Origin of the sequence: Pseudobutyrivibrio sp. ACV-2, from assembly GCF_900107545.1 — a bacterium.
GTDB lineage: Bacteria > Bacillota > Clostridia > Lachnospirales > Lachnospiraceae > Pseudobutyrivibrio.
The window spans coordinates 21084-43339 of record NZ_FNQZ01000007.1; the positions used below are offsets into that span (position 1 = coordinate 21084).

21 protein-coding genes are annotated in these 22256 nt (G+C 38.9%); 17 read left to right on the top strand and 4 right to left on the bottom strand.

Features of this window, described 5'->3' with window-relative positions:
* The first annotated feature begins 59 nt into the window (after positions 1-59).
* The 7 genes from BLV53_RS08840 (at position 60) to BLV53_RS08870 (ending at position 8896) form a co-directional block, all read left to right on the top strand.
* On the top strand, positions 60-1859 hold the full coding sequence (locus BLV53_RS08840) for a methyl-accepting chemotaxis protein (protein WP_090299993.1): 1800 nt from the start codon (positions 60-62) through the stop codon (positions 1857-1859).
* 134 nt (positions 1860-1993) lie between these two features.
* Positions 1994-2404 carry a hypothetical protein gene (locus tag BLV53_RS08845; RefSeq protein WP_090299996.1) on the top strand — a complete coding sequence of 137 codons (411 nt, stop codon included), beginning with the start codon at positions 1994-1996 and terminating at the stop codon, positions 2402-2404.
* Positions 2405-2418: 14 nt separating this feature from the next.
* Positions 2419-3147: a hypothetical protein gene (locus BLV53_RS08850; protein ID WP_090299997.1), complete on the top strand. Its 729-nt coding sequence runs from the start codon at positions 2419-2421 to the stop codon at positions 3145-3147.
* A 112-nt stretch (positions 3148-3259) separates the two neighbouring features.
* Complete coding sequence (locus BLV53_RS08855; RefSeq protein WP_330388343.1) at positions 3260-4120, top strand: YitT family protein; 861 nt, start codon at positions 3260-3262, stop codon at positions 4118-4120.
* Positions 4121-4214: 94 nt separating this feature from the next.
* Positions 4215-5693, top strand: a complete 1479-nt coding sequence (locus tag BLV53_RS08860) for an AAA family ATPase (protein WP_090299999.1) — start codon at positions 4215-4217, stop codon at positions 5691-5693.
* A gap of 294 nt (positions 5694-5987) precedes the next feature.
* Complete coding sequence (gene mgtE / locus BLV53_RS08865) at positions 5988-7376, top strand: magnesium transporter (RefSeq protein ID WP_090300001.1); 1389 nt, start codon at positions 5988-5990, stop codon at positions 7374-7376.
* Between the two features lie 236 nt (positions 7377-7612).
* Positions 7613-8896 (top strand): PhoH family protein, encoded by a 1284-nt coding sequence (locus BLV53_RS08870; RefSeq protein ID WP_090300003.1) that lies wholly within the window; start codon positions 7613-7615, stop codon positions 8894-8896.
* An 83-nt stretch (positions 8897-8979) separates the two neighbouring features.
* Here the strand turns inward: BLV53_RS08870 and BLV53_RS08875 are convergent, their stop codons facing one another.
* A complete protein-coding gene (locus BLV53_RS08875) occupies positions 8980-10725 on the bottom strand; it encodes a methyl-accepting chemotaxis protein (RefSeq protein WP_090300005.1) in 1746 nt (581 codons plus the stop codon).
* Between the two features lie 288 nt (positions 10726-11013).
* On the opposite strand from BLV53_RS08875, the gene BLV53_RS08880 reads away from it, so the two are divergent.
* The 6 genes from BLV53_RS08880 (at position 11014) to BLV53_RS08905 (ending at position 16073) form a co-directional block, all read left to right on the top strand.
* Positions 11014-12015, top strand: coding sequence for a DUF4349 domain-containing protein (locus BLV53_RS08880; RefSeq protein ID WP_090300007.1), 1002 nt, complete (start codon positions 11014-11016; stop codon positions 12013-12015).
* Positions 12016-12148: 133 nt separating this feature from the next.
* The gene (ispF, locus tag BLV53_RS08885; RefSeq protein WP_090300009.1) at positions 12149-12697 is read left to right on the top strand and encodes a 2-C-methyl-D-erythritol 2,4-cyclodiphosphate synthase; all 549 of its coding nucleotides are present in this window, start codon (positions 12149-12151) and stop codon (positions 12695-12697) included.
* Positions 12698-12749: 52 nt separating this feature from the next.
* On the top strand, positions 12750-14168 hold the full coding sequence (gene cysS / locus BLV53_RS08890) for a cysteine--tRNA ligase (protein ID WP_090300012.1): 1419 nt from the start codon (positions 12750-12752) through the stop codon (positions 14166-14168).
* Positions 14153-14593, top strand: coding sequence for a Mini-ribonuclease 3 (locus tag BLV53_RS08895; protein WP_090300014.1), 441 nt, complete (start codon positions 14153-14155; stop codon positions 14591-14593). Before cysS ends, BLV53_RS08895 begins: the two co-directional genes overlap by 16 nt.
* A gap of 177 nt (positions 14594-14770) precedes the next feature.
* A complete protein-coding gene (gene rlmB, locus BLV53_RS08900; RefSeq protein ID WP_090300017.1) occupies positions 14771-15523 on the top strand; it encodes a 23S rRNA (guanosine(2251)-2'-O)-methyltransferase RlmB in 753 nt (250 codons plus the stop codon).
* Positions 15483-16073, top strand: coding sequence for a sigma-70 family RNA polymerase sigma factor (locus tag BLV53_RS08905; RefSeq protein ID WP_090300019.1), 591 nt, complete (start codon positions 15483-15485; stop codon positions 16071-16073). Before rlmB ends, BLV53_RS08905 begins: the two co-directional genes overlap by 41 nt.
* 12 nt (positions 16074-16085) lie before the next feature.
* Here the strand turns inward: BLV53_RS08905 and BLV53_RS08910 are convergent, their stop codons facing one another.
* Both BLV53_RS08910 and aroD read right to left on the bottom strand, forming a co-directional pair.
* Positions 16086-16568 (bottom strand): GNAT family N-acetyltransferase, encoded by a 483-nt coding sequence (locus BLV53_RS08910; RefSeq protein ID WP_090300022.1) that lies wholly within the window; start codon positions 16566-16568, stop codon positions 16086-16088.
* 35 nt (positions 16569-16603) lie between these two features.
* Entirely contained in the window at positions 16604-17368 is a 765-nt protein-coding gene (gene aroD, locus BLV53_RS08915) for a type I 3-dehydroquinate dehydratase (protein ID WP_090300024.1), read from the bottom strand.
* Positions 17369-17520: 152 nt separating this feature from the next.
* Between aroD and BLV53_RS08920 the strand changes: the two genes are divergently transcribed.
* Entirely contained in the window at positions 17521-18027 is a 507-nt protein-coding gene (locus BLV53_RS08920; protein WP_090300026.1) for a shikimate kinase, read from the top strand.
* Positions 18028-18057: 30 nt separating this feature from the next.
* On the opposite strand, the gene BLV53_RS08925 is transcribed toward BLV53_RS08920, so the two are convergent.
* Positions 18058-18864: a histidinol-phosphatase HisJ family protein gene (locus BLV53_RS08925; RefSeq protein ID WP_090300028.1), complete on the bottom strand. Its 807-nt coding sequence runs from the start codon at positions 18862-18864 to the stop codon at positions 18058-18060.
* 174 nt (positions 18865-19038) lie between these two features.
* Between BLV53_RS08925 and gap the strand changes: the two genes are divergently transcribed.
* The 3 genes from gap (at position 19039) to tpiA (ending at position 22126) form a co-directional block, all read left to right on the top strand.
* Entirely contained in the window at positions 19039-20055 is a 1017-nt protein-coding gene (gene gap, locus BLV53_RS08930; protein WP_090300030.1) for a type I glyceraldehyde-3-phosphate dehydrogenase, read from the top strand.
* A gap of 85 nt (positions 20056-20140) precedes the next feature.
* Positions 20141-21364 carry a phosphoglycerate kinase gene (locus tag BLV53_RS08935; protein WP_090300032.1) on the top strand — a complete coding sequence of 408 codons (1224 nt, stop codon included), beginning with the start codon at positions 20141-20143 and terminating at the stop codon, positions 21362-21364.
* A 15-nt stretch (positions 21365-21379) separates the two neighbouring features.
* Positions 21380-22126 (top strand): triose-phosphate isomerase, encoded by a 747-nt coding sequence (gene tpiA, locus BLV53_RS08940; protein WP_090300033.1) that lies wholly within the window; start codon positions 21380-21382, stop codon positions 22124-22126.
* Positions 22127-22256 lie beyond the last annotated feature (130 nt).

The following is a 22256-nucleotide window of genomic DNA, read 5'->3' on the forward strand; positions in this document are numbered from 1 at the left end:
TGGTATTATTTGAGTATCAGTCGACGTTTTGCCATTTTTATTGCAAAGGAGTTAAAGGTATGGAGAAGAAAACGGGGTCTTTGAAAACAACTTTGGTGGCAGTTATTCTTTCTGCTGTGGTCATTACCGCAGTTATAATCTCTGCATTCACTGTCATTAGTACTTTGAATACAAATGCAGATCAGACAGATGCCTATCAGAGTAGATTATATGAAGATATTAAAGCTGAGTTGAAAAATGAAACACAGGAAGCCATGAGTATCTGTGAGTTCATGAATGCTAAATATGAGGCAGGAGAGATTACTAAAGAGCAGGCCATGAAACAGTCTGCAGATATCATTCGTGAACTGAAATATAATGATGGGGCAGGATATTTCTGGATTGATACATCAGAAGGCATTAATGTTGTTCTTTTAGGACGTGATACAGAAGGACAGTCAAGATGGGATTCAGTCGATCCCGAAGGAAATTATTTTATTCAGGATATGATTAAAAATGGTATGCAGCAAGGCGGTGGATATACAAGCCTTATGTTCGCGAAACCAAATGAGACTGAACCTCTTCCAAAGATTAACTATACTGCATATTATGCACCATTTGACTGGGTACTGGGTACTGGTGTATGGGTTGATTACATTGATAGCTTAACAGCTACTTATACACAGCATGCAAATGCTGCTCTTAGAAACAATCTGATAACCACAATAGTTATTCTTATTGTGCTGATTTGTATTGGTGTTGCAATTTCGCTTTTCTTTGGAGAAAAGATTACAAAGCCTATCAAGCTTGCATCAAGCCAGATTGTACGTATGTCAAATAGTGATTTCACTGAAAATGAGGGAATAGCTGCGGTCAGAAAGCTTGTGAACAGAAACAACGAAATTGGTGCAATTTCTCATGCGCTTGATTTGATGCACGGAAATATTAGAAATCTTATGACAGAGATTTCTGATACCACCACATCAGTTGCGGCTGCATCAGAGGAACTTTCTGCTTCGGCTTCACAGTCCGCAGAAGCATCTGAAATGGTTGCTACATCATGTACAAATGTTGCAAATTCATGCTCAGGACAGATTAATGCTGTGACTACGGCGAGCGGCGAAACAGATTCATTTGTTACAAATATGGAAAACTTCCAGGAAGCTATCGCCCGTACCACTGAAATGATTAGAGCTACAAATGAGGCCGCAGTAAATGGCGCTACAGATATGACAAACGCTACAGATATGATGAACAGCATCAGAGAATCTGTTGAAAATACAGCACAGGTTGTTGAGGGGCTTGGCGAGAGACTTACAAGCATCAATGAATTTGTTGTCACTATTTCTGAGATTGCGAGCCAGACAAATCTTCTTTCTCTTAATGCAAGTATTGAGGCAGCCAGAGCAGGAGAAATGGGTAAAGGTTTTGCTGTTGTTGCAAGCGAGATTTCAAAGCTTGCAGATGACTCAAATCAGGCAGCACAAAAGATTACAGAGCTTATTGCAGGTATTACCAAAAATTCCCAGGAAGCAGTTGCGGCAATGCATGAAGGCGCAGAGAATGTAGTCAGTGGTGCAGAGTTGGTTAACGAGGCTGGAGGTACTTTCAATAACATCGTTACAATGGTCAACTCTATTTCTGAGGAATCCAATACTATGAGCGCGATAGTTGAGCAGCTTTCTAGTGGAACAGAAACTATTGCCAGAAATATACATGAGATTGAGCAGATGAGTATAGAAGTAGCTGATGAAACCTCAAATGTTTCAGCAGCATCACAAGAGCAGACTGCATCTTCTTATGAAGTAGCTCAGGCTTCAGATAAACTCGCAGGAAATGCTCAGGAACTACAGGATTTTGTAGCTCGATTTACACTTTAGTTCACAAAATGTTTAAAAGCCACCTAATACAAAGGTGGCTTTTATTGTGTACAAAATTATAAGAAAAGTGTAAAATTTATACTAAGTATAGGATTATTCATAATATTGTTGCGCAACATTTGGGAGAAAAAGTTATGCAGGGAGAATGCTTTGAAAGGCCTATTTTTAGGCATAGATATGTGGGAATGGATGAAGAAGCTATTAGAGAGGAAATTGAGCGCCTGCAGGAAGAGCTGTACACAATGCAGGAAGAATTGGAATTTTTGAGGAGTAATAGTAATGAGGCGAAAAGAGAAGCTGCGGAGCTTCAAGTTAAGCTTGAGAGAATGGTAAAAAACTTGGACGGAAAGCTTACAAGACTTATTACAAGCCTGGATTATGAGGCTCCAATTAAGACTCAACTTGAGAAAGTCACAAAGGACTATAATGAGAAAATCTTTGAATTAAATAATGAAAGATGGACTAAATTATACAAGCTTACGATTTTCAATACAATTTTAATTGGAGTGGCGGCTATGGCTATTTGCCTACTCACTATTTTTTAGCATCGGGGGCTACTATGGATTGGTTTGCTATTAATATAATGATTCTTGTTATCGGCTTAATTTTATTAGTTAGTATGCCAATATATTTTAAGCAAAAAAATGCAAGAAACGCAGCAAGAGCAGCTTTTAAAGAGCAGTGGGAAGATATGGTTGCATTAGATAAACATTATGCACCACATATTCAACAGCTTAATAAAAATCTTAATATCATTAATTACTGGCTTAAGACAGGAAAAGATCCAACTGAGTCTGAAGAAGAGTCTGAAAAGCAGCAGCAGGAAGATAAGTTTTTTGCTGGGCTTATGAATCCACTTGAGGCTAAAAAATGGAAGGAAGCAGTAAGGAAAGCAAAAGAGGAAAAGAATATTGATTTGGATATAAAGTCTCTTAGAGTGGATGAATTTCAAGTGTCTGACATGGATCCAATGGACGTTAAGCAGACCAGAATGAAATTTAAATATTGTACAGATAATGGAGAATATATTTATTACTGTGCTACACCAAAAGCAATAGAAAGTAAAATGTATCGACATGTAATTTATTTCACCACATCTAGACCTACAAATATTCCTCTAGTTTATCCATACAAGTATGAAGGAGCACAAATGCTTTCATTGTATAAGCATCCCGGCCAAACTGTATGGTTTTTAAAGAATTGGAAATTAATAAGAGAAGGTTTGGAAGGAGCAATTAATCCAGAAGAAGTAGAATTAGATGAAGATGTTGTAGAATTTGATCTATAATCCACTTTATCACACTAATGTGGTAGTACGCTACCGCGCTGTGCTGACAAATGTCCGTATATGGTGTACAATCTAACCTGTTGTGTAAAATTAAATCACCAGGAGACTTAACGTGAATACCATTAAACAATTAATCAGGACAGCAGGAGTTGTAGTAATTGGAAACTTTTTCTATGCTTTGGCAGTTGCATTTTTTATTGAACCAGCACATCTTATAACCGGTGGAGGAACGGGGCTTGCACTTTTCATTCATAATATGTCAGGCATTCCTACTTCCTATGCAGCTTTTGCAATAAATGCCAGTTTGTTTCTAGTAGGCTGGTATGCCATGGGACCTAAGTTTGCGGCAAATACATTGCTATCATCTTTTTGTTTTCCTATAGAGATTCACATTGCAGAAATATTAGCATCACATTACACTTTGACAGATGATTTGTTCTTATGCACAGTGTTTGGTGGCCTTGTCATAGGTGGCAGTCTTGGTTTAGTCATAAGAACCGGCGCATCCACAGGAGGCATGGATATACCACCTATTGTTTTAAATAAATATTTGGGAACTTCCATTTCTGGTGTTATGTGGATTTTAGATATCATAATCCTTACTATTCAGGCACTTTTTACAGATAAAACTTTAGTGCTATATGGAATAGTTTTGGTTATCATTTATACAGTTACCTTGGATAAAGCTTTAATCTTAGGTAAATCAAAGACTCAAATCAAGGTGGTCAGCGCAAAGAGCGATGAAATAAGAAGCGCTATTTTGCAGGACATTGATCGTGGCGTTACAGTTATTTATGGCCGCACAGGATACCTTGGACGGGATACAGAAATCACATTATCAATTGTTTCAAAACGAGAAATAGCAAAAACAGAGCATTTAGTTCATGCCATTGACCCTGAGGCATTTATCATTGTAAGTCGTGTCTCTGAGGTAAAGGGTAGAGGATTTACAGAACAAAAGAAGTATTTATAAAAGCACCTTTTGGTGCTTTTTGCTTTACTATGACACTTTACTCTGCTAAAGAGTTCTGCTAAACTGATACAAATGACTATCGGAGGAAATGACCATGCCAGTATTTGATTTTGCCCAGGAAGAAAAGGAAAATGGAGAGTCGATAAAGACCTACACTACATTCAAATCAAACGAGCCAGATGCCTCACCAGAGAGACCTATTTTAGTATTAAATGACAGCGATGGCAAAATGACTCATCATGTAAATGGAATATTTACTAATCCTATTAAAAGAAGCAGCTTCGAAGCAGAATCTGCCACAGGTGTGGTATCCACAGATATTTTAAAGGTGGACCTGCGATTTGTAGCCCTCATAGGCTGGCTTGGAGAAAACCATATCCCTGTCAGATTATCAGGTGCTAAGATAGAGGAAGGCTATGTTGTATACAAGATTCGTGAAACTGGTATAGGAAACGGCAAATTATCTTCAGAGGATGGCTTTTTGCAGTTTATGATGGAACGCCTTTTTGCATCAAATGCTCCGTCTGAGGAAGAACTTGATGAGGATGAAGCAGAAGATGGAGATGATATGAAGCTTACCAGCATTCAGTCCATCACAGATTTCATTACCTGTGCCGGTAGAACATTTCCCGATAATATCAGACTTTGGGCTAGACGAAATCTGGCAGTGGCAAAGTCTGCTGAGGTTACCATCGAGGAACGACGCCATGCCCAGCGAGCACTTTCCATCATGACAAGCATCCAGTGGAAGAGTGACTATTTTGAAGCTATCGATCCGGTTGCTGCCAGAAAGATTCTTGATGAAGAATTATACGGACTTGAATCTGTAAAGCAGCGCATCATGGAGACAGTAATTCAGATTAACAGAACCCACACATTGCCTAGCTATGGTTTGCTTTTGTGCGGTCCTGCTGGTGTTGGTAAATCGCAAATCGCATATGCGGTAGCAAGAATCCTCAAGCTTCCTTGGACAACGCTTGATATGAGTTCTATCAACGACCCTGAGCAGCTTACAGGAAGCTCAAGAATTTATTCCAATGCAAAGCCTGGAATTATCATGGAGGCATTTTCAAATTCAGGTACAAGCAATCTTGTGTTTATCATCAATGAGCTTGATAAAGCAAATTCTGGAAAGGGTAATGGAAACCCTGCCGATGTGCTTTTAACCCTTCTAGATAACCTTGGATTTACAGACAACTACATGGAATGTATGATTCCTACAATTGGCGTTTATCCTATAGCTACGGCAAATGTTAAGGCTGATATTTCAGCACCTCTTATGTCACGATTTGCGGTTATTGATATCCCGGATTATACAAGAGAAGAAAAGAAAGCAATCTTTAGAAATTTCTCTCTTCCAAAGGTGCTAAAACGTATTGGCATGTCACCAGAGGAATGTCAGGTTACAGAGGATGGCCTCGATGCTGTGATGGAGAAATTTGTTATTTCAACCGGCATAAGAAACGTGGAACAGGCGGCTGAGCATTTAGCTGCAAATGCTTTATATCAGATTGAAGTAGACGGAGTCAAGTCTGTGACTTTTGACCGAAAAGAGGTAGAGAATCTCTGTTAAAAAATTACAAAAATTTTGACTAATGGGGTTTACAAAGCCCCATTTTTTGTGTTAAATTTTTCTTGTAATTCAAATTATATATTCAACTTTAAAGAAAGGAGAGCAGCTATGGATAAATCAGACAGTCACGGGCGATTATCTAGCGACGAGACATTTAATACGCATAGCAATTTAGCTGCTCTTTCACATATCTAAAGAGTAGTTTTCTAGTTGTGTTGTCAGTTAAGTGTCATCGTCTTTATTCCGTCATGGACCCGTTGACGCTTTTTTTATGCCTATAGTTCATGTGAAACTATGGAACAGAAGGATTTATTAGAGGATAACAAAACACAGGAAATTATCGACTTACTTCGCTCTAATATTAGTGCAGAACAGATGGTGGAGGCACTTGACGATTATCATGAAAATGATATCGCCGAGGCTTACGAATCTCTGGAAACTGAGGATCGTCAGAGGCTGTTTGGCATATTAGGTGCGGAACGACTTTCTGAGATTTTCCCTTATATTGAAGATGTAGGTGAATACTTAGCCGAGTTCAATCCTGAACAGGCTGCAGATGTCCTTGAAAACATGGACGCTGACGACGCTGTAGACGCCTTGGAAGACATTGAAGACGAAGAGCAGAGAGAAAAGCTCATCGAACTCATGGACAAGGATGCATCAGCAGATGTTCGATTGATTAATTCTTACGATGAAGATGAAATTGGTAGCATGATGACCACCAACTTCATCGTTATCGCCGAGAATTTCTCAGTCAAGCAGGCCATGCGAGCTTTGATTTCACAGTCTAAGGACAACGACAATATTAATACAATTTATGTTGAGGACAAGGAGAAAAAATACGCAGGTGCCATTGAACTTCGCGATTTGATTCTAGCCCGCGCCGATACTCCGCTCCAGGATATCATAAGTCATAGCTATCCTAGCGTTCCTGCAGATGCTATCATTTCAGATACCATCGAAATGTTAAAGGATTATGCGGAGGACTCAATTCCAGTACTTAATCCAGATGGCGAGATTATCGGTGTTATCACAGCACAGGATATTATCGAGGCTGTAGATGATGAGATGGGTGAAGACTATGCTAAGTTGGCTGGTTTGACTGCTGAAGAGGATTTAAACGAATCATTGCCAGAAAGTATCAAAAAGCGTATACCATGGCTTTTGTTATTATTGGGACTTGGGCTTGTTACCAGTTCAGTTATAGGTATCTTTGACAAGGTTGTGGCATCGGTTGCCATTGTTGTAGTTTTCCAGTCATTGATTTTGGACATGGCAGGAAATGTTGGAACACAGTCTCTGGCTGTTACCATTCGTGTCCTTATGGATGAGGAAATATCCGGACTCGAAAAAGCTAAATTCGTACTTAAGGAAATGCGCGTTGGTGGCTCCAATGGAGCGATTTTAGGTGTACTTGCACTGTTTTTCGTTGCTGTTTATTTGCATTTTCTTAAGGGGTATATTTGGGCATCGGCCTTTAGAGTTTCCGGCATTGTTGGATTTTCCCTTTTTGTAGCAATGATTGTTTCAAGCTTTATCGGAACTATCATTCCTATTTTCTTCCACAAGATAAAGGTGGATCCTGCAGTAGCATCAGGCCCACTTATCACCACAGTTAATGATTTGGTTGCCGTTGTAACCTACTATGGTTTGGCAGGATTACTTCTGGTTGGCCATCTATAAAATGATATTTTAATAGCCCTTGATATTGTTATACTTAATAACAATATCAAGGGCTATTTTCACACAATATACATAAAAATATACAAAATGTTGTAGAACTTACGCTTAAGATAGGATAAAATTAAATTATAGAAATCATCTTCTAGAAGAACACATCAGATAGAAATAACATAAGTTTGAAGTAGTCATTTATAGAAGCTCTGATTGAAAATTTAATAGGTAAGGAGTGTGGCCCTATGAAGAAAAACTACGTCCTTGACACTAACATTCTAATCCACTGTCCTAGTGCACTGTTCGGTTTTGATGATAATAATGTTATCATCACCACTACAACACTTCAGGAATTGGATTCAAAGAAAACTGCCTACGCAGGGGTAGGTTATGGCGCCAGAGAGACAATTCGTAACATCGAATCGATTGAGGGGGACTATGCTCAGGGGGTTCTGATGCATAATGGTGGAACCTTCAAAATTGCCAAAGAATCTGAATTTGAAAAGCTGGTTCCAGCAGAATATACGCTTGACCGCCCAGACAATAGAATAATAAATGGTGTTCTTGCAATCGCGAAAATGAGCGATTTGGAAACCATACTTGTTACTAATGATATTTCCATGAGAATCAATGCTACAATGTGTGGCTGTGTGGTACAGGGCTACCACAATGAAATGATTCTTGACAATGAGAACTATACAGGACGTAGGGATATCACCAGTGAGGATATAGAAAGTCCATTTAATAAGGGCTTTATCGATAATGAATTTGGAATCTGTAAAGAGGGAAGTAATTCAGCTCTATACACATTTAAAGCTGATGGCTGGCATCTTCTTAAAGACAGAGATTATTACACACCATATTGCCAGCCAAGAAACGTAGGACAGAGATTTGCATTATATGCACTTCTTGCCAGCCCGGAGGATTTACCGCTTGTAATATTAAAGGGAAGTGCAGGTACAGCCAAAACCTTCCTTTCACTTGCAGCAGGCCTTCAGGGATATTATCACAATGGATTCGATAGAATCATGATTACCAGGAGCAATACGTTATCTGACAACGATTTAGGCTTTTTGCCAGGTGACCTTGAAGAAAAGATGACTCCTCTTATCGCTCCATTCATGGATAACCTTCAAGTCTTACTTAAGGGGCAGAACGAGGAAAAGGAGCAGGTAAAGCTTCAGATTGATGATATGTTTGAGACGGGGATTATTGAAATCTGTTCACTAGCCTATATGAGAGGTCGTTCTCTTGTTAATTCTTTTATAATTGTTGATGAAGCTCAAAACTGTACTATTGGACAGATTCTTGAAATTATTACAAGAGCAGGAAAGGGTTCAAAGGTTGTACTTCTTGGAGATCCAGACCAGATAGATTCACCAAAGCTTGATAGAAAAAATAATGGACTATCTTTTGCAGCTGAGAGAATGAAGGGTTCAAGCCTATGTGCTCAGATTACCTTTGATGAAAGCGAAACTGTTAGAAGTCCACTTGCAGCAGAAGGCGCAAAGCGTCTTGTTATTAAATAAGTAATTATATGGTTGATACTTGTATCATTATATAATCCTCCTTTCAAAAAGGGCCCAGACAATCGTCTGGGCCTAGGTTCTTTTTATGCTATTTTGCTTTCTTCATTTTCAATCGTAAAGAAATTCATTTTTTCATTTAAGGCGACTGCCAAATCTTTAAGCTCTGAGGCAGCCTGATCAATCATAGCAAATGTAGTGTTAAGCTCTTCCATAGAAGCAGTTGTCTCCTGAGAAGATGCTGCATTCTGCTGAGAGATAGCTGAAAGTTCTGAAATAATATCATTAAAGCTTGTCTTAAGGTTGTTTAAGAGGATAGTCTTATCTGCAATAGTCTTTGTGCTGATATCCACGTTATTTACATTTTGAACAACGCCGTCAAGATCGCTTTTTGTAGTGCTGAGCTGAGTGTTCTGCTGATTGAATGCATGATTAAGCTTTTCGATAGTTTCAACACTCATCTGAGATTCTTTGACAAGATTATCTACAATGCTGTTGATTGAAACAGCGGCATCCTTTGATTGAACAGCGAGTGTACCAATCTCTGAAGCTACAACTGCAAATCCTCGTCCGTATTCACCGGCACGTGCAGCTTCAATTGAAGCATTTAATGAAAGAAGGTTTGTCTGATCAGAAATAGAGGTAATTGCACTAGATGCTTCTGCTATATTTTTTACAGCTTCATTTGTAGCCTGAATCTGAGTATGAATATCAGACATAGCCTGCATTACCTGTTCATTTTGAACCATGAGCTCGTTTATTGCATCAACAGTATGGTTTGCATCCTCAAGCATTTCTGTAGCAGCTTTTGAAAGCTCTTTAACGCTTGAAGTAATATCCTCAATGCTTTCACCCATTTCGATTGTATTAGAAAGTGAATTTTCTACATTTTCAGCCTGTGCTACAGCACCCTTGCTGATATCTTCTACAGCATTAGCTACCTGATCTGCCACCTGAAGAGCAGTACCAGCAGATGATGCAAGGTTTTCACCAGACTTTGTTACTTCATTTGAAAGGTCAAGTGTAGTCTGGATAACATCCTGAAGCTTGTCTCTAAGCTCCGCAGAACTTTCAGCGATTACACCGAGCTCATCGGTTCTGTCAAATGTATCATCTTCGATATAGAAGGAAAGCTTGCCATCCTCCAATTTCTTCAATCCATCTACAATATCCTGAATATTTTTAGTAGTCTTTACAATCATCCAGTGACCAATGATTAAGTCAAGTACAGCAAAGAATAGGAATACACCGATTAATGTCATCTGAGCTCTAAACATAGCAGCTTTAACAGCATCGGTCTCGCGGCCTGCGAATATCATACCTACGATTGAACCATCTGCATTTTTAAGTGGAAGGTAATAAGCGTACCATTTGCTGTCACTACCATCTATCTTAACGTTTGTAGCAAGATATGATTCGCCACCATTAAGAACCTTCTCGACCACAGTTGCTGAAGCCTGTGTTCCTTCCATTCGTGCTCCTGTTGAGGAATCTACCAGGGATGTAATATATCTTGTATCACCATAGAATACAGTGAAATTAACACCTGTCTTTTCATGGAGGGAATCAATCTGTGCCTGGAAGTCATCGTGGAGTGCATAATTACCTTTTAATATATTTCCTGAAGATGTTACAGACCAGTCACCTTCCCATTCGTTGTTAAGCTCATCCTGAACAAACAAAGCAGAGGTATAAAGCTCATCTGCGAATGAGTCATAATAAGCTTTCTGTATATAAGTCAATCCAACTGCTGATAAAGCAAAAGCCATTAAAATAGCAAGAAGTGTTGCGAAATGTAAAACTTTTCGAACTAATTTTTTATTTTTTTTCATTGTTAACCCTTTCCGATAAAATTTCAATAATAACACAAAAACAATGACAACTTTTATAATATACTTTCAGTAAGGTGAAATTATATAGGGTACAATAGAAAATTACAATACAAAGTTATGGAAATATATAGAATTTGATATTGTGCATAATATGTAACTTTGTACACACTGATTTGTTGTACATGCTAGTCAAAGGAATATTTTATATTATTGACGCTCAGTTTCATTTGGTGATAATTATGTGTATACTGAATACATAGAAGTTATAACTTTTAAGGGGGGATAGTGATGAAAAGAAAATTCTTGTGGGTTTTACTTGCAGCAGTGGTTGTTTTCTCAACAGGATGTGGTGATTCTTATGAAGAGTCTTCCGATTCTGGCTCCACGTCTTCTTTTTACCAGACTGACAATACTGGATGGGAAGAAGGTAATAGCTTTGATTATAATGAAGAAAAAGCAGCTGGGGTAGAAGAAGTATCTGATGCTTCCACAGAAGAAAGCGGCGGGCTTGACGGCTATGATATGAGCCGAAAAATAGTATATACATCAAACGTTTCCATTGAATCCAAGAAGTTCGATGAGGATATAGCTTCCATACAAAAGCTAGTGAATTCCTCTGGTGGCTATTTTGAAAGCACATCTCAAAGCGGTAGCCTGGAATATGGGAACAGATACGCCAGCTTTACTGCTAGAATTCCATCGAGAAATTACACTGATTTTATGAACAGTGTAGGCAGTATTGGCTCCCTTACCCAGAAAACTGAAAATGTCGAAGATATTACATCTAGCTACGTGGATGTTCAGGCCAGATTAAAAAGTCTTGATAAAAAGCTTAAGAGACTGCAGGAGCTTGAAGATAATGCTGAGACTATAGAGGATTTGCTTGCGATAGAAGACAGGATAAACAGTGTTCAATATGATATTGAAAATTATACGGCTCAGAAGAGGTTGTATGATGATAAGGTGGATTATTGCACGGTATCAATTAATGTAGATGAGGTGGCAACTTATTCTGAAGTGAAAAAAGATACCGCCTGGAACAGATTCGCTGAAGCTTTTACCAATTCTTTTGCAGGTTTTATAGCTTTTCTACAATGGCTGGTGATTGCATTTATATATGCGTTGCCATATGTGTTAGTGGCCGCGGTGATATTAATTATTGTTTTGATTGTAACCCATAAGAAGAGAGCTGCGCTTAAAAATAAGAAAAAAGAAATTAAAGATAATACTCAGGTGAAAAATCAAAATAAGGAATATAGTGGTCCTAAATATAGTGAAGATGATAATTGATTATAAATTTAAATTACTAATTAGTAATAATAGCTGAAGCTGACTAAAGTAGGTCTAGGACGTTGCCCTAGACCTTATTTTTTGCTATTATTAGAAATTGGTTAAATGTAATTATGATTTAATAGGAGATACTATGAGAATAGGAACAGGTTATGATGTACATAAGCTGGTAGAAGGTCGAGACCTTATTATTGGTGGTGTTAAAATAGACCACACTTTAGGGCTTCTTGGTCATTCTGATGCGGATGTACTTTTACATGCTATATCAGATGCTGTTCTTGGAGCAGCTGGACTTAAGGATATAGGTGCTCATTTTCCAGATACAGACCCTAAGTATAAGGGGGCCGATTCTAAAAAGCTTTTAGAAGAGGTTAGAGAGCTGGTTATGGATAAAGGTTATGTGGTAGGCAATGTTGATGCGACTGTTATCGCGCAAAAGCCAAAGCTTCGTCCATACATTGAGCAAATGGAGGAAAACGTTGCCAGGTGTTTAGGCATCGATGTAGATCAGGTAAATATAAAGGCTACTACTGAGGAACACTTAGGCTTCACAGGTCGTGAAGAAGGAATCAGCGCTCAGGCTGTATGTTTACTTTATGAATTTTACGACGGAAGTAACGTGGTTTTTGACAGCGGGCGTAGTTGTGAAAGCTGCGGAGGCTGCGCACGTAAAAAAGACTAAAGATTATAATGAGCATTTGTTACCGTAATAAATGCGGACTAGGAGATACATAATGTTTAAATTTTACAACACTTTATCAAGAACTGTAGAGGAATTCCATCCAAATGAAGAAGGCAAGGTTTCAATGTACACCTGTGGCCCTACAGTTTACCATTTTGCACACATTGGAAACATTCGTACATATATCATGCAGGATGTTCTTTTAAAGTCACTTGAGTATGCAGGCTATGATGTTAAGCGTGTCATGAATATCACAGATGTTGGACATCTTGCATCAGATGCTGATACTGGTGAAGATAAGATGGTAGCAGGTGCTAAGCGTGAGCATAAGACTGTAATGGAGATTGCAAAGTTCTATACTGATGCTTTCTTTAAAGATTTTGATGCTGTAGGAAACAAGCGCCCAGACGTGGTTGAACCAGCAACAAATTGCATTCCTGAATTCATTCATATGGTAGAGACTCTTTTAGAAAAGGGTTATGCATATCTTGCAGGTGGAAATGTTTATTTTGATACCAGTAAATTAGAGGATTATTATGTGTTCTCTTCATCAGTTGAAAAGGAAGCCCTTGAGGTAGGTGTTCGTGATGATGTAGAAGAGGATACCAATAAAAAGAATAAGACTGACTTTGTTCTTTGGTTTACAAAATCAAAGTTTGAGGACCAGGCTCTCAAGTGGGATAGCCCATGGGGCGTTGGTTACCCAGGCTGGCACATTGAATGCTCATGCATTTCTATGAAGCATCTTGGGGAATATATCGATATCCATTGCGGTGGTGTTGACAATATCTTCCCACATCACACAAACGAGATAGCTCAGTCTGAAGCTTATCTTGGACACAAGTGGTGCAACTACTGGTTCCACAGCAACCATCTTAATGACCAGTCAGGAAAAATGTCAAAGTCTAAGGGAGCAATCCTTACAGTTTCAGTACTTCAGGAAAAAGGCTACGACCCTCTTGTATACAGATTCTTCTGCTTACAGTCTCATTACCGTAAGCCACTTGTATTCTCTTATGAGAATCTTGACAATGCAGTAGTGGCATACAACAAAATCGTAAAGCGCGTTTCAGAGCTTAAGGCTGAAGGTACTGTAGATGAGTCAGTTAAGACTGAATTTGAAAACAAATTCCGTGAAGCTGTTTCAAATGATCTTAACACATCAATGGCTGTAACAATCCTTTATGATGCTCTCAAAGCAGATACAAACGACGCTACAAAGCTTGCTATAATTGAAAGCTTTGACAGAGTACTTTCCCTTGATTTAATCGGACACGCTAAAGCGCTTTCAGAAGCTGGTACATCAGTAGACTCAGAGTTTGAGGCTTTCATCAATGATGCGATTGCTCGCCGTGCTGAGGCTAAGAAGGCTAAGGATTTTGCAACAGCAGATGCCATCCGTGATGAGCTTTTAGCAAAGGGTGTTGAAATAAAGGATACTCGTGAAGGAGTAGTATGGAAGCTGGTTTAAATGAATATTTAAATGGCAAATTTGATATAGAATCTAAGGATATCAGAACTTATTCACCATTGACGTTAGCGTACATTGGCGATGCGATTTTTGATGTAATTATCCGTTCCATCCTGGTAAATAAAGGCAACACTGCAGTAAATAAGCTCCATCAAAGAGCAAGCTCTATCGTAAAAGCTCCTACTCAGGCTAAAATGGCAGCAGCATTGATGGAAGATTTCACAGAAGAAGAGGCAGATTGGTACCGTAGAGGCCGAAATTCCAAGCCTCACACCAAAGCCAAAAATGCCACCACCATGGATTACCTAGAAGCAACCGGCTTCGAAGCCGTCGTAGGCTACCTCTATTTAACCAATGATATGGACCGTATATGCGAACTCGTGTCGTTAGGAATAGAGCGTTTAGGCTTAGATATTCTAGATTAATGTAACGTTAAACGTGTTAAAGCGCGTATATGCGTTTAAGTAACTATTCACCGATATTTAGAAAGAGTAAGCGAGTAGGCTACAATGTATAGCTGCATTTTTTGAGAGTATAGTGACAACGATGAAAAAAATGCAGCTATACATTGTAGGCGTAACTCGCGTGGGTTTTAGAAAAAAATGGAAGAAAGTAGAATAGTAGAAGGCCGCAACGCCGTGCTGGAGGCCTTCAGAAGTGGAAAAACTATAGATAGATTGTTCGTCTTAGACGGTTGCAAAGACGGACCTATTCAGACTATCCTTCGCGAAGCAAAAAAGAGCAAGGATACTGTTATTAGTTTTGTTAAAAAGGAACGTTTGGATCAGCTTTCAGAGACGGGTAAGCATCAAGGAGTTATAGCCTATGCTGCAAGCTATGAGTATGCTGAGTTGGATGACATCCTTGAAAATGCCCGTTCTAAGGGGGAGGACCCATTTATTATTATCCTTGATAATATTGAAGATCCACATAATCTTGGAGCTATCATCCGTACAGCAAATCAGGCTGGTGCACATGGTGTGGTCATTCCAAAACATCGTGCTGTTGGCTTGACAGCCACTGTAGCTAAAGCGTCTGCAGGTGCAATCAACTATACACCTGTTGCCAAGGTCACAAACATTTCAAAGACCATGGAAGAGTTAAAGGAACAGGGTATGTGGTTTGTGTGCGCTGATATGGGTGGCACTACAATGTATGACCTTAACCTTACCGGTTCAATTGGTCTTGTTATTGGGAATGAAGGTCATGGTGTATCAGACCTTGTAAAGAAAAATTGTGATATGATTGCATCTATACCAATGTATGGCGATATTGATTCGCTTAATGCATCTGTTGCTTGTGGAGTATTGGCTTATGAAGTGGTTAGACAAAGAATATCAAAATCTGTCAGATGAGCAATTAGTTAAAAGATATCAGGACGGCGATGTTGCTGTCCTGAATTTTATATGCGAAAAATATAAGCCATTGGTACTGAAAAATTCTAAAAAATATTTTTTGGTAGGTGGTGAAAACGAGGATCTTATTCAAGAGGGGATGATTGGGCTTTTTGGTGCAATATGTGATTATGACATCCATTCTGAAGCTACTTTCTTTCGTTTTGCGCAACTTTGCATCGACAGGCAAATGATTAAGGCGATTGAGGCTAGCAACAGAAAAAAACATTCTCCTTTGAATGCATATGTTTCACTATATGATGAAGATGGAGCACAGTTGGAAGAGCCAGCTTTTGCATCAGATGATCCGGCGGAGTTAATTATTGAAGCAGAGACTAATATGGATTTGATTGAACGCCTCAGACAGGCTTTGTCTCCAAGGGAAAAAAAGGTTTTTGAGCTGTATATGCAGGATTATGACTATAAAGAAATTGCATTGAAGCTTGAGAAGAGTGAAAAGTCAATAGATAACACCCTGACCCGAATAAAACAAAAGGCCAGGGGATTATAGTTTTTTGTAAGACTATATAGCAACTTGCTTTAATTTATTCAATTGTATTTCCATTAACCTGGTTTTTTCATCACTTGATTGTACGAATTCAAAACCGAAATGCTTGTATAATTTGATGGCTTTATAATTGTTGCTTTCTACCTCAAGTCCTACAGTTTGCATTCCTTTACTAGCTGCTATTTGATAGCCGTTTTTCAATAATCGCATAAGTGTTTTGCCTTTTAAAAAGCCTAATTCATCGCTTAAAGAGAGAGATGTAATGAAGGCTTTTTTATTTTCAGTATCATTGCAATAAAAACTTAAAAAACCAACAGGGATATCATTATGAAACTCTGCCAGAAAATGACCATTTTCGAGATGTTTTTTGATGAATACATCTCTGTATGTGTCTTTTGTTATAGCTCTAAGAAAAAAGGTATCTTTGAATTTGAGTATGATTTTTTCTATTTCTGAGTAATCTGATATTTCTTTTACAATTATATTTTTGTTTGGCATGATAATTTTGTGTCCTTAATTCTAGTAATTTGGTCTCATGAATAGTTATGTAAAATAGTTAGCAGCATAGATAATTCGGCTGCAGGTATTTGTCCTGGGGCGGAGGACTCTGTAACGGAGCCAAAAGTGATGGCAGAGCCAAAGAATTCTCCACAAATTCTACTAATCATTCCATTCTTTCCCATAGCCATGGTTACTATAGGTCTGTCAGCATAGTTTGCATACATTTCATCGGTGGCACTTAATAGTGTCAGGACGTCGGATTTATCAACAGGCATTACAGCTAGTTTTGGAATATCAGCGCCAAGATTTTGCATTCTCTGCATTCGGGTCACGAGCTCTTTTTTTGATGGAGTGCGTTCAAAATCGTGATTTGAAACAACTACCTTTATATTATTGGCATGAGCTTCTTCGATTATTGTTTTTACTAAATTTTCACCGGTAAATAATTCAACATCTATTAAATCAATCCCACCATTTTTTATTGCCTCAAGATTAATCTGCAAATAGGCTTCTTTTGATAAATCCATTTCTCCACCCTCAGCCCTTGTTCTGAAGGTGAACAGGATAGGGGTGTTTTTTAGAATGGAATTAAGCGAAGCCAGTATGGCGTTAACACTGTCAGGGTTTGTGACATCTTCATAATAATCAACACGCCATTCAACTAAATCGTGTTTTACCTTTTCAATTTCCTTAGCGGAATTTATGATGTCTTCTTCGTTCTTTCCAACGATTGGGACGCAGATTTTTGGAATGCCATCACCAATTTTGATGTTTTTAATTTCTATGTAGTTGTTCATGGTAGATACTTCCTCATTTTATTGCGTTATATTAACTAACAAAATCTACAATAGATTACCATAATTATGACGCAAAAACTAGCATGTGCCTTTTATTATTAGATATTTTTTGGTAGGATATTAGAAAAATTTGATTTGATGGAGAACTTGTTATGGCAAATATTTTTCTGATTGGTTTCATGGGTACAGGAAAAACTACAATAGCAAATGGACTTAATAGCAAATATGGGATGCAAATTATAGATATGGATGCCCAGATAGAGAAGGACGAGAATATGACAATTCCAGATATTTTTGCATTTAAGGGGGAGACTTTTTTTAGAGATTTAGAGACGAATCTGATAAAAAATATACAGATAATGGATAATGTGGTAATTTCGTGCGGTGGCGGAGCGGTTCTTAGGGAAGAGAATGTTCAGGAAATGAAAAAGAGCGGAAAAATTATTCTTCTGGAAGCTACACCTGAAACTATATTGGAGAGAGTTAAAAATAGCCATAATAGACCTTTGCTTGAAGGAAATAAGAATGTGGGCTATATAAGGGAGCTTATGGGTAAAAGAGAAGAAAAGTATAAAGTGGCTGCAGATTTTGTTGTTTGTGTAGATGACAGAGCAGTGGACGATATAGTAGAGGAAATATACAAGAGAGTTTTTTCATAGAAAAATATATAAAGAAAAGCCTGAGCTTTCCTATAGTGGGTAAGCTTCAGGCTTTCTTTTTTTATATACAACATATTCATTAAAACCGCATTTGTGAAGTAACTCAGGAAGTGTATCAAAGTCAGCTGCAATATCTGCAGGGGTGTGAGCATCAGCACCTATTGTAATGAGTTTACCGCCTAATTCACGATATCGTTTTATAGTATCTATATGTGGATTTGGATATGTCATACCTTTACGAAGGGCGGCAGTGTTGATTTCCAATGCTTTATCAAGACTAATGATTCGCTCTAATATGGCATTTATTACATCTTTGTATGGCTCGTAGCAGTTGTTTTTTAAATTTTCATCATTTACATATCTAAATGGATAGTCCAGATGCCCCAGACTGTCAAAATTAGTATATGCATTGATGTTCTCATAAACCTGCTCATAGCAACGCTTAAGTAGCTTATCTGCAGAATCTCTTTTCCAAAAGCTCTCAAAATAAGGATCGTATTTATCTACTAAATGGGTACTTCCTATAACGTAATCATAAGGTTTTGAGCTTACAATTTTGTTATTTTTATCTGCAACCTGTGGCTGCAATCCTACTTCAATTCCGGTTAAAATGGTAAATTCGCTGGTGGATTCCTTTAACGCAAGCTCATGCTGTTTATCATAGTAATTTGCAATATCTAAATCGAAGAAACCAAATTCTTTAGGATATTCCAGGTCTAGATGGTCTGTGAAAGTAATTCCAGGCAATCCTTTTTCCCTTGCGACATTAATCATTTCTATAGGTTTAGCTTCAGAATCACCTGAAAAATTGCTGTGCATATGACTGTCCCAAAACATAGTGAGTCCTCCTATTCATGGAGTAATTCTACTACTTTGAGAAAAATTTAACAATATTTTCATTTGGGGGTTGAATTATAGAACGGTTTTGTTTAAAATGAAGTGCATACGGGGTGTTTTTTGAAGCATCTCAAGAAAAATATTTTTTAAAAGAATCTTTAGGAGGATTTAAAAATGGCAGTAAGAGTAGCAATCAACGGTTTTGGCCGTATCGGACGTCTTGCATTCCGTCAGATGTTCGGAGCAGAAGGTTACGAAGTAGTAGCAATCAACGACTTAACTAGCCCAAAGATGTTAGCACATCTTTTAAAGTATGATTCATCACAGGGAAAGTACGAGCATGCAGATGAGGTTTCTTGCACAGATGATTCTATCATCGTTTGCGGTAAGGAAATCAAGATCTATGCATTCCCAGATGCAAACAATTGCCCATGGGGTGACCTTAAGGTTGACGTAGTTCTTGAGTGTTCAGGATTCTACACATCAAAGGAAAAGGCACAGGCTCATATCAATGCAGGTGCTAGAAAGGTTGTTATCTCTGCTCCAGCAGGAAACGATCTTCCTACAATCGTATACAACACAAACCATGAGACACTTAAGGCTGATGATACAATCATCTCAGCAGCTTCATGTACAACAAACTGCTTAGCACCTATGGCTGACGCACTTAACAAGTTCGCTCCAATCCAGTCTGGTATCATGGTAACAATCCATGCTTACACAGGTGATCAGATGACACTTGATGGACCACAGAGAAAGGGTGACCTTCGTCGTTCACGTGCAGCAGCAGTTAACATCGTTCCTAACTCAACAGGTGCTGCAAAGGCTATCGGTCTTGTTATCCCAGAGCTTAACGGAAAGCTTATCGGATCTGCACAGCGTGTTCCTACACCAACAGGTTCTACAACAATCCTTACAGCAGTTGTAAATAAGGCTGATGTTACTGTTGAAGGTATCAACGCAGCTATGAAGGCAGCAGCTAACGAGTCATTCGGTTACAACGAGGATGAAATCGTTTCTTCTGATATCGTAGGTATGAGATTTGGTTCTCTCTTCGATGCTACACAGACAATGGTATCTAAGATCTCTGATGACCAGTATGAGGTTCAGGTTGTTTCTTGGTATGATAACGAGAACAGCTACACATCTCAGATGGTTCGTACAATCAAGTACTTCTCAGAGTTAGCATAATTTCGTTTATCGAATTTAACGACTTATTTAGGGGTCCGGTCCTTATGGACCGAACCCCTTTCTTAATTTTAAGGAGGATATAATAATGGCATTAAACAAGAAGACAGTTGATGATATCAACGTAAAGGGACGTCGCGTTCTCGTTCGTTGCGATTTCAACGTACCTCTTAAGGCAGGAGAAATCACAGACGAAACACGTATCAACGCAGCACTTCCAACAATCAACAAGCTTATCGCTGATGGAGGAAAGGTTATCCTTTGCTCACACCTTGGAAAGGTAAAGAATGGCCCTAACGAAGGCGAGTCACTTGCACCAGTAGCAAAGAGACTTTCAGAGAAGCTTGGCAAGGAAGTTAACTTCGTTGCTGATTACAACGTAACAGGCGAGGCTGCTACAGCAGCAGTTGAAGCTATGAACGAAGGCGATGTTGTTCTTCTTCAGAATACTCGTTTCCGTGGCGAGGAAGAGACAAAGAATGGTGAAGCTTTCTCTAAGGAACTTGCTGATCTTGCAGATGATTATGTATGTGACGCTTTTGGTTCATCACACAGAGCACACGCTTCTGTAGCTGGTGTTACAAAGTTCATCACAGAGAAGGGTGGTTCTAACGTAGTTGGATACCTTATGCAGAAGGAAATTGACTTCCTTGGCAATGCTGTAGAGAACCCAGTACATCCATTCGTAGCAATCCTTGGTGGTGCTAAGGTTGCTGATAAGCTTAACGTAATCAATAACCTTCTTGAGAAGTGTGATACACTTATCATCGGTGGTGGTATGGCATTCACATTCCTTAAGGCTATGGGATATGAAATCGGAACATCACTTTGTGATGATACAAAGCTTGATTACTGCAAGGATATGCTTGAGAAGGCAAAGAGCATGGGTAAGGAAATCCTTCTTCCACTTGACTCTGTAACAGTTGCTTCATTCCCAAATCCAATCGATGCTGCAGTTGAGACAGAAGCTTATGACAACGAGAACATGCCAGCAGACAGAATGGGATGCGATATCGGACCTAAGACTGTAGAGCTCTTCGCTAGCAAGGTTAAGTCTGCTAAGACAGTTCTTTGGAACGGACCAATGGGTCTTTTCGAGAACCCAGCACTTGCTGAAGGTACAAAGGCAGTTGCTCAGGCACTTGCTGAAACAGATGCTACAACAATCATCGGTGGTGGTGATTCAGCCGCAGCTGTTAACCAGCTTGGTTTCGCTGACAAGATGAGCCACATCTCTACAGGTGGTGGAGCATCACTTGAGTTCCTTGAGGGTAAGGAGCTTCCAGGCGTTTACGCTGCAGACGATAAATAAGAGAGGTAAATAAAAATGGCAAGAAGAAGAATTATTGCCGGCAACTGGAAGATGAACATGACACCTTCTGAGGCTGTAAAGCTTGTTGCTGAGCTTAAGGATTTAGTAAAGAACGATGATGTAGATGTAGTTTACTGCGTACCTGCAATCGATATCGTTCCTGTAGTAGAGGCAGTTAAGGGCACAAACGTAAACGTTGGTGCTGAGAACTTCTACATTGAAGATAAGGGTGCTTTCACAGGTGAAATCTCAGCTCCTATGCTTGTAGATGCTGGTGTTAAGTATGTTATCATGGGTCACTCTGAGAGACGTGATATCTTCGGAGAAAACGACATCCTTATCAACGCAAAGGTTAAGAAGGCATTTGCTGCTGGTCTTACACCAATTCTTTGCTGTGGTGAGTCTCTTGCACTTCGCAAGGCTGACACATACAAGGAGTGGATTGAGCGTCAGATTACATGGGATCTTTCAGGCGTTACAGCTGATCAGGTGAAGAACCTTGTTATCGCATACGAGCCAATCTGGGCTATCGGTACAGGTGAGACAGCTACAGCTGATCAGGCTGAAGAAGTTTGCGCATTTATTCGTGAGCTTATTGCTAAGCTTTATGATGAGGCTACAGCTGAGGCAGTTCGCATTCAGTACGGCGGATCTATGAACGCTTCTAACGCTGCTGAGCTTCTTAGCAAGCCAAATATCGATGGTGGTCTTATTGGTGGTGCATCACTTAAGCCAGACTTCGGTAAGATTGTTAACGCTTAATTTTTAATTAGCTGACAATTAAATACTCTTAAAGTTTAATACAACGGATTCCAAGATTAGCTTCTTTGGAATCCGTTTTTATGTATATTATTACTGTTTTAAATGCCAAAATTTTATGGTATAATCTCCG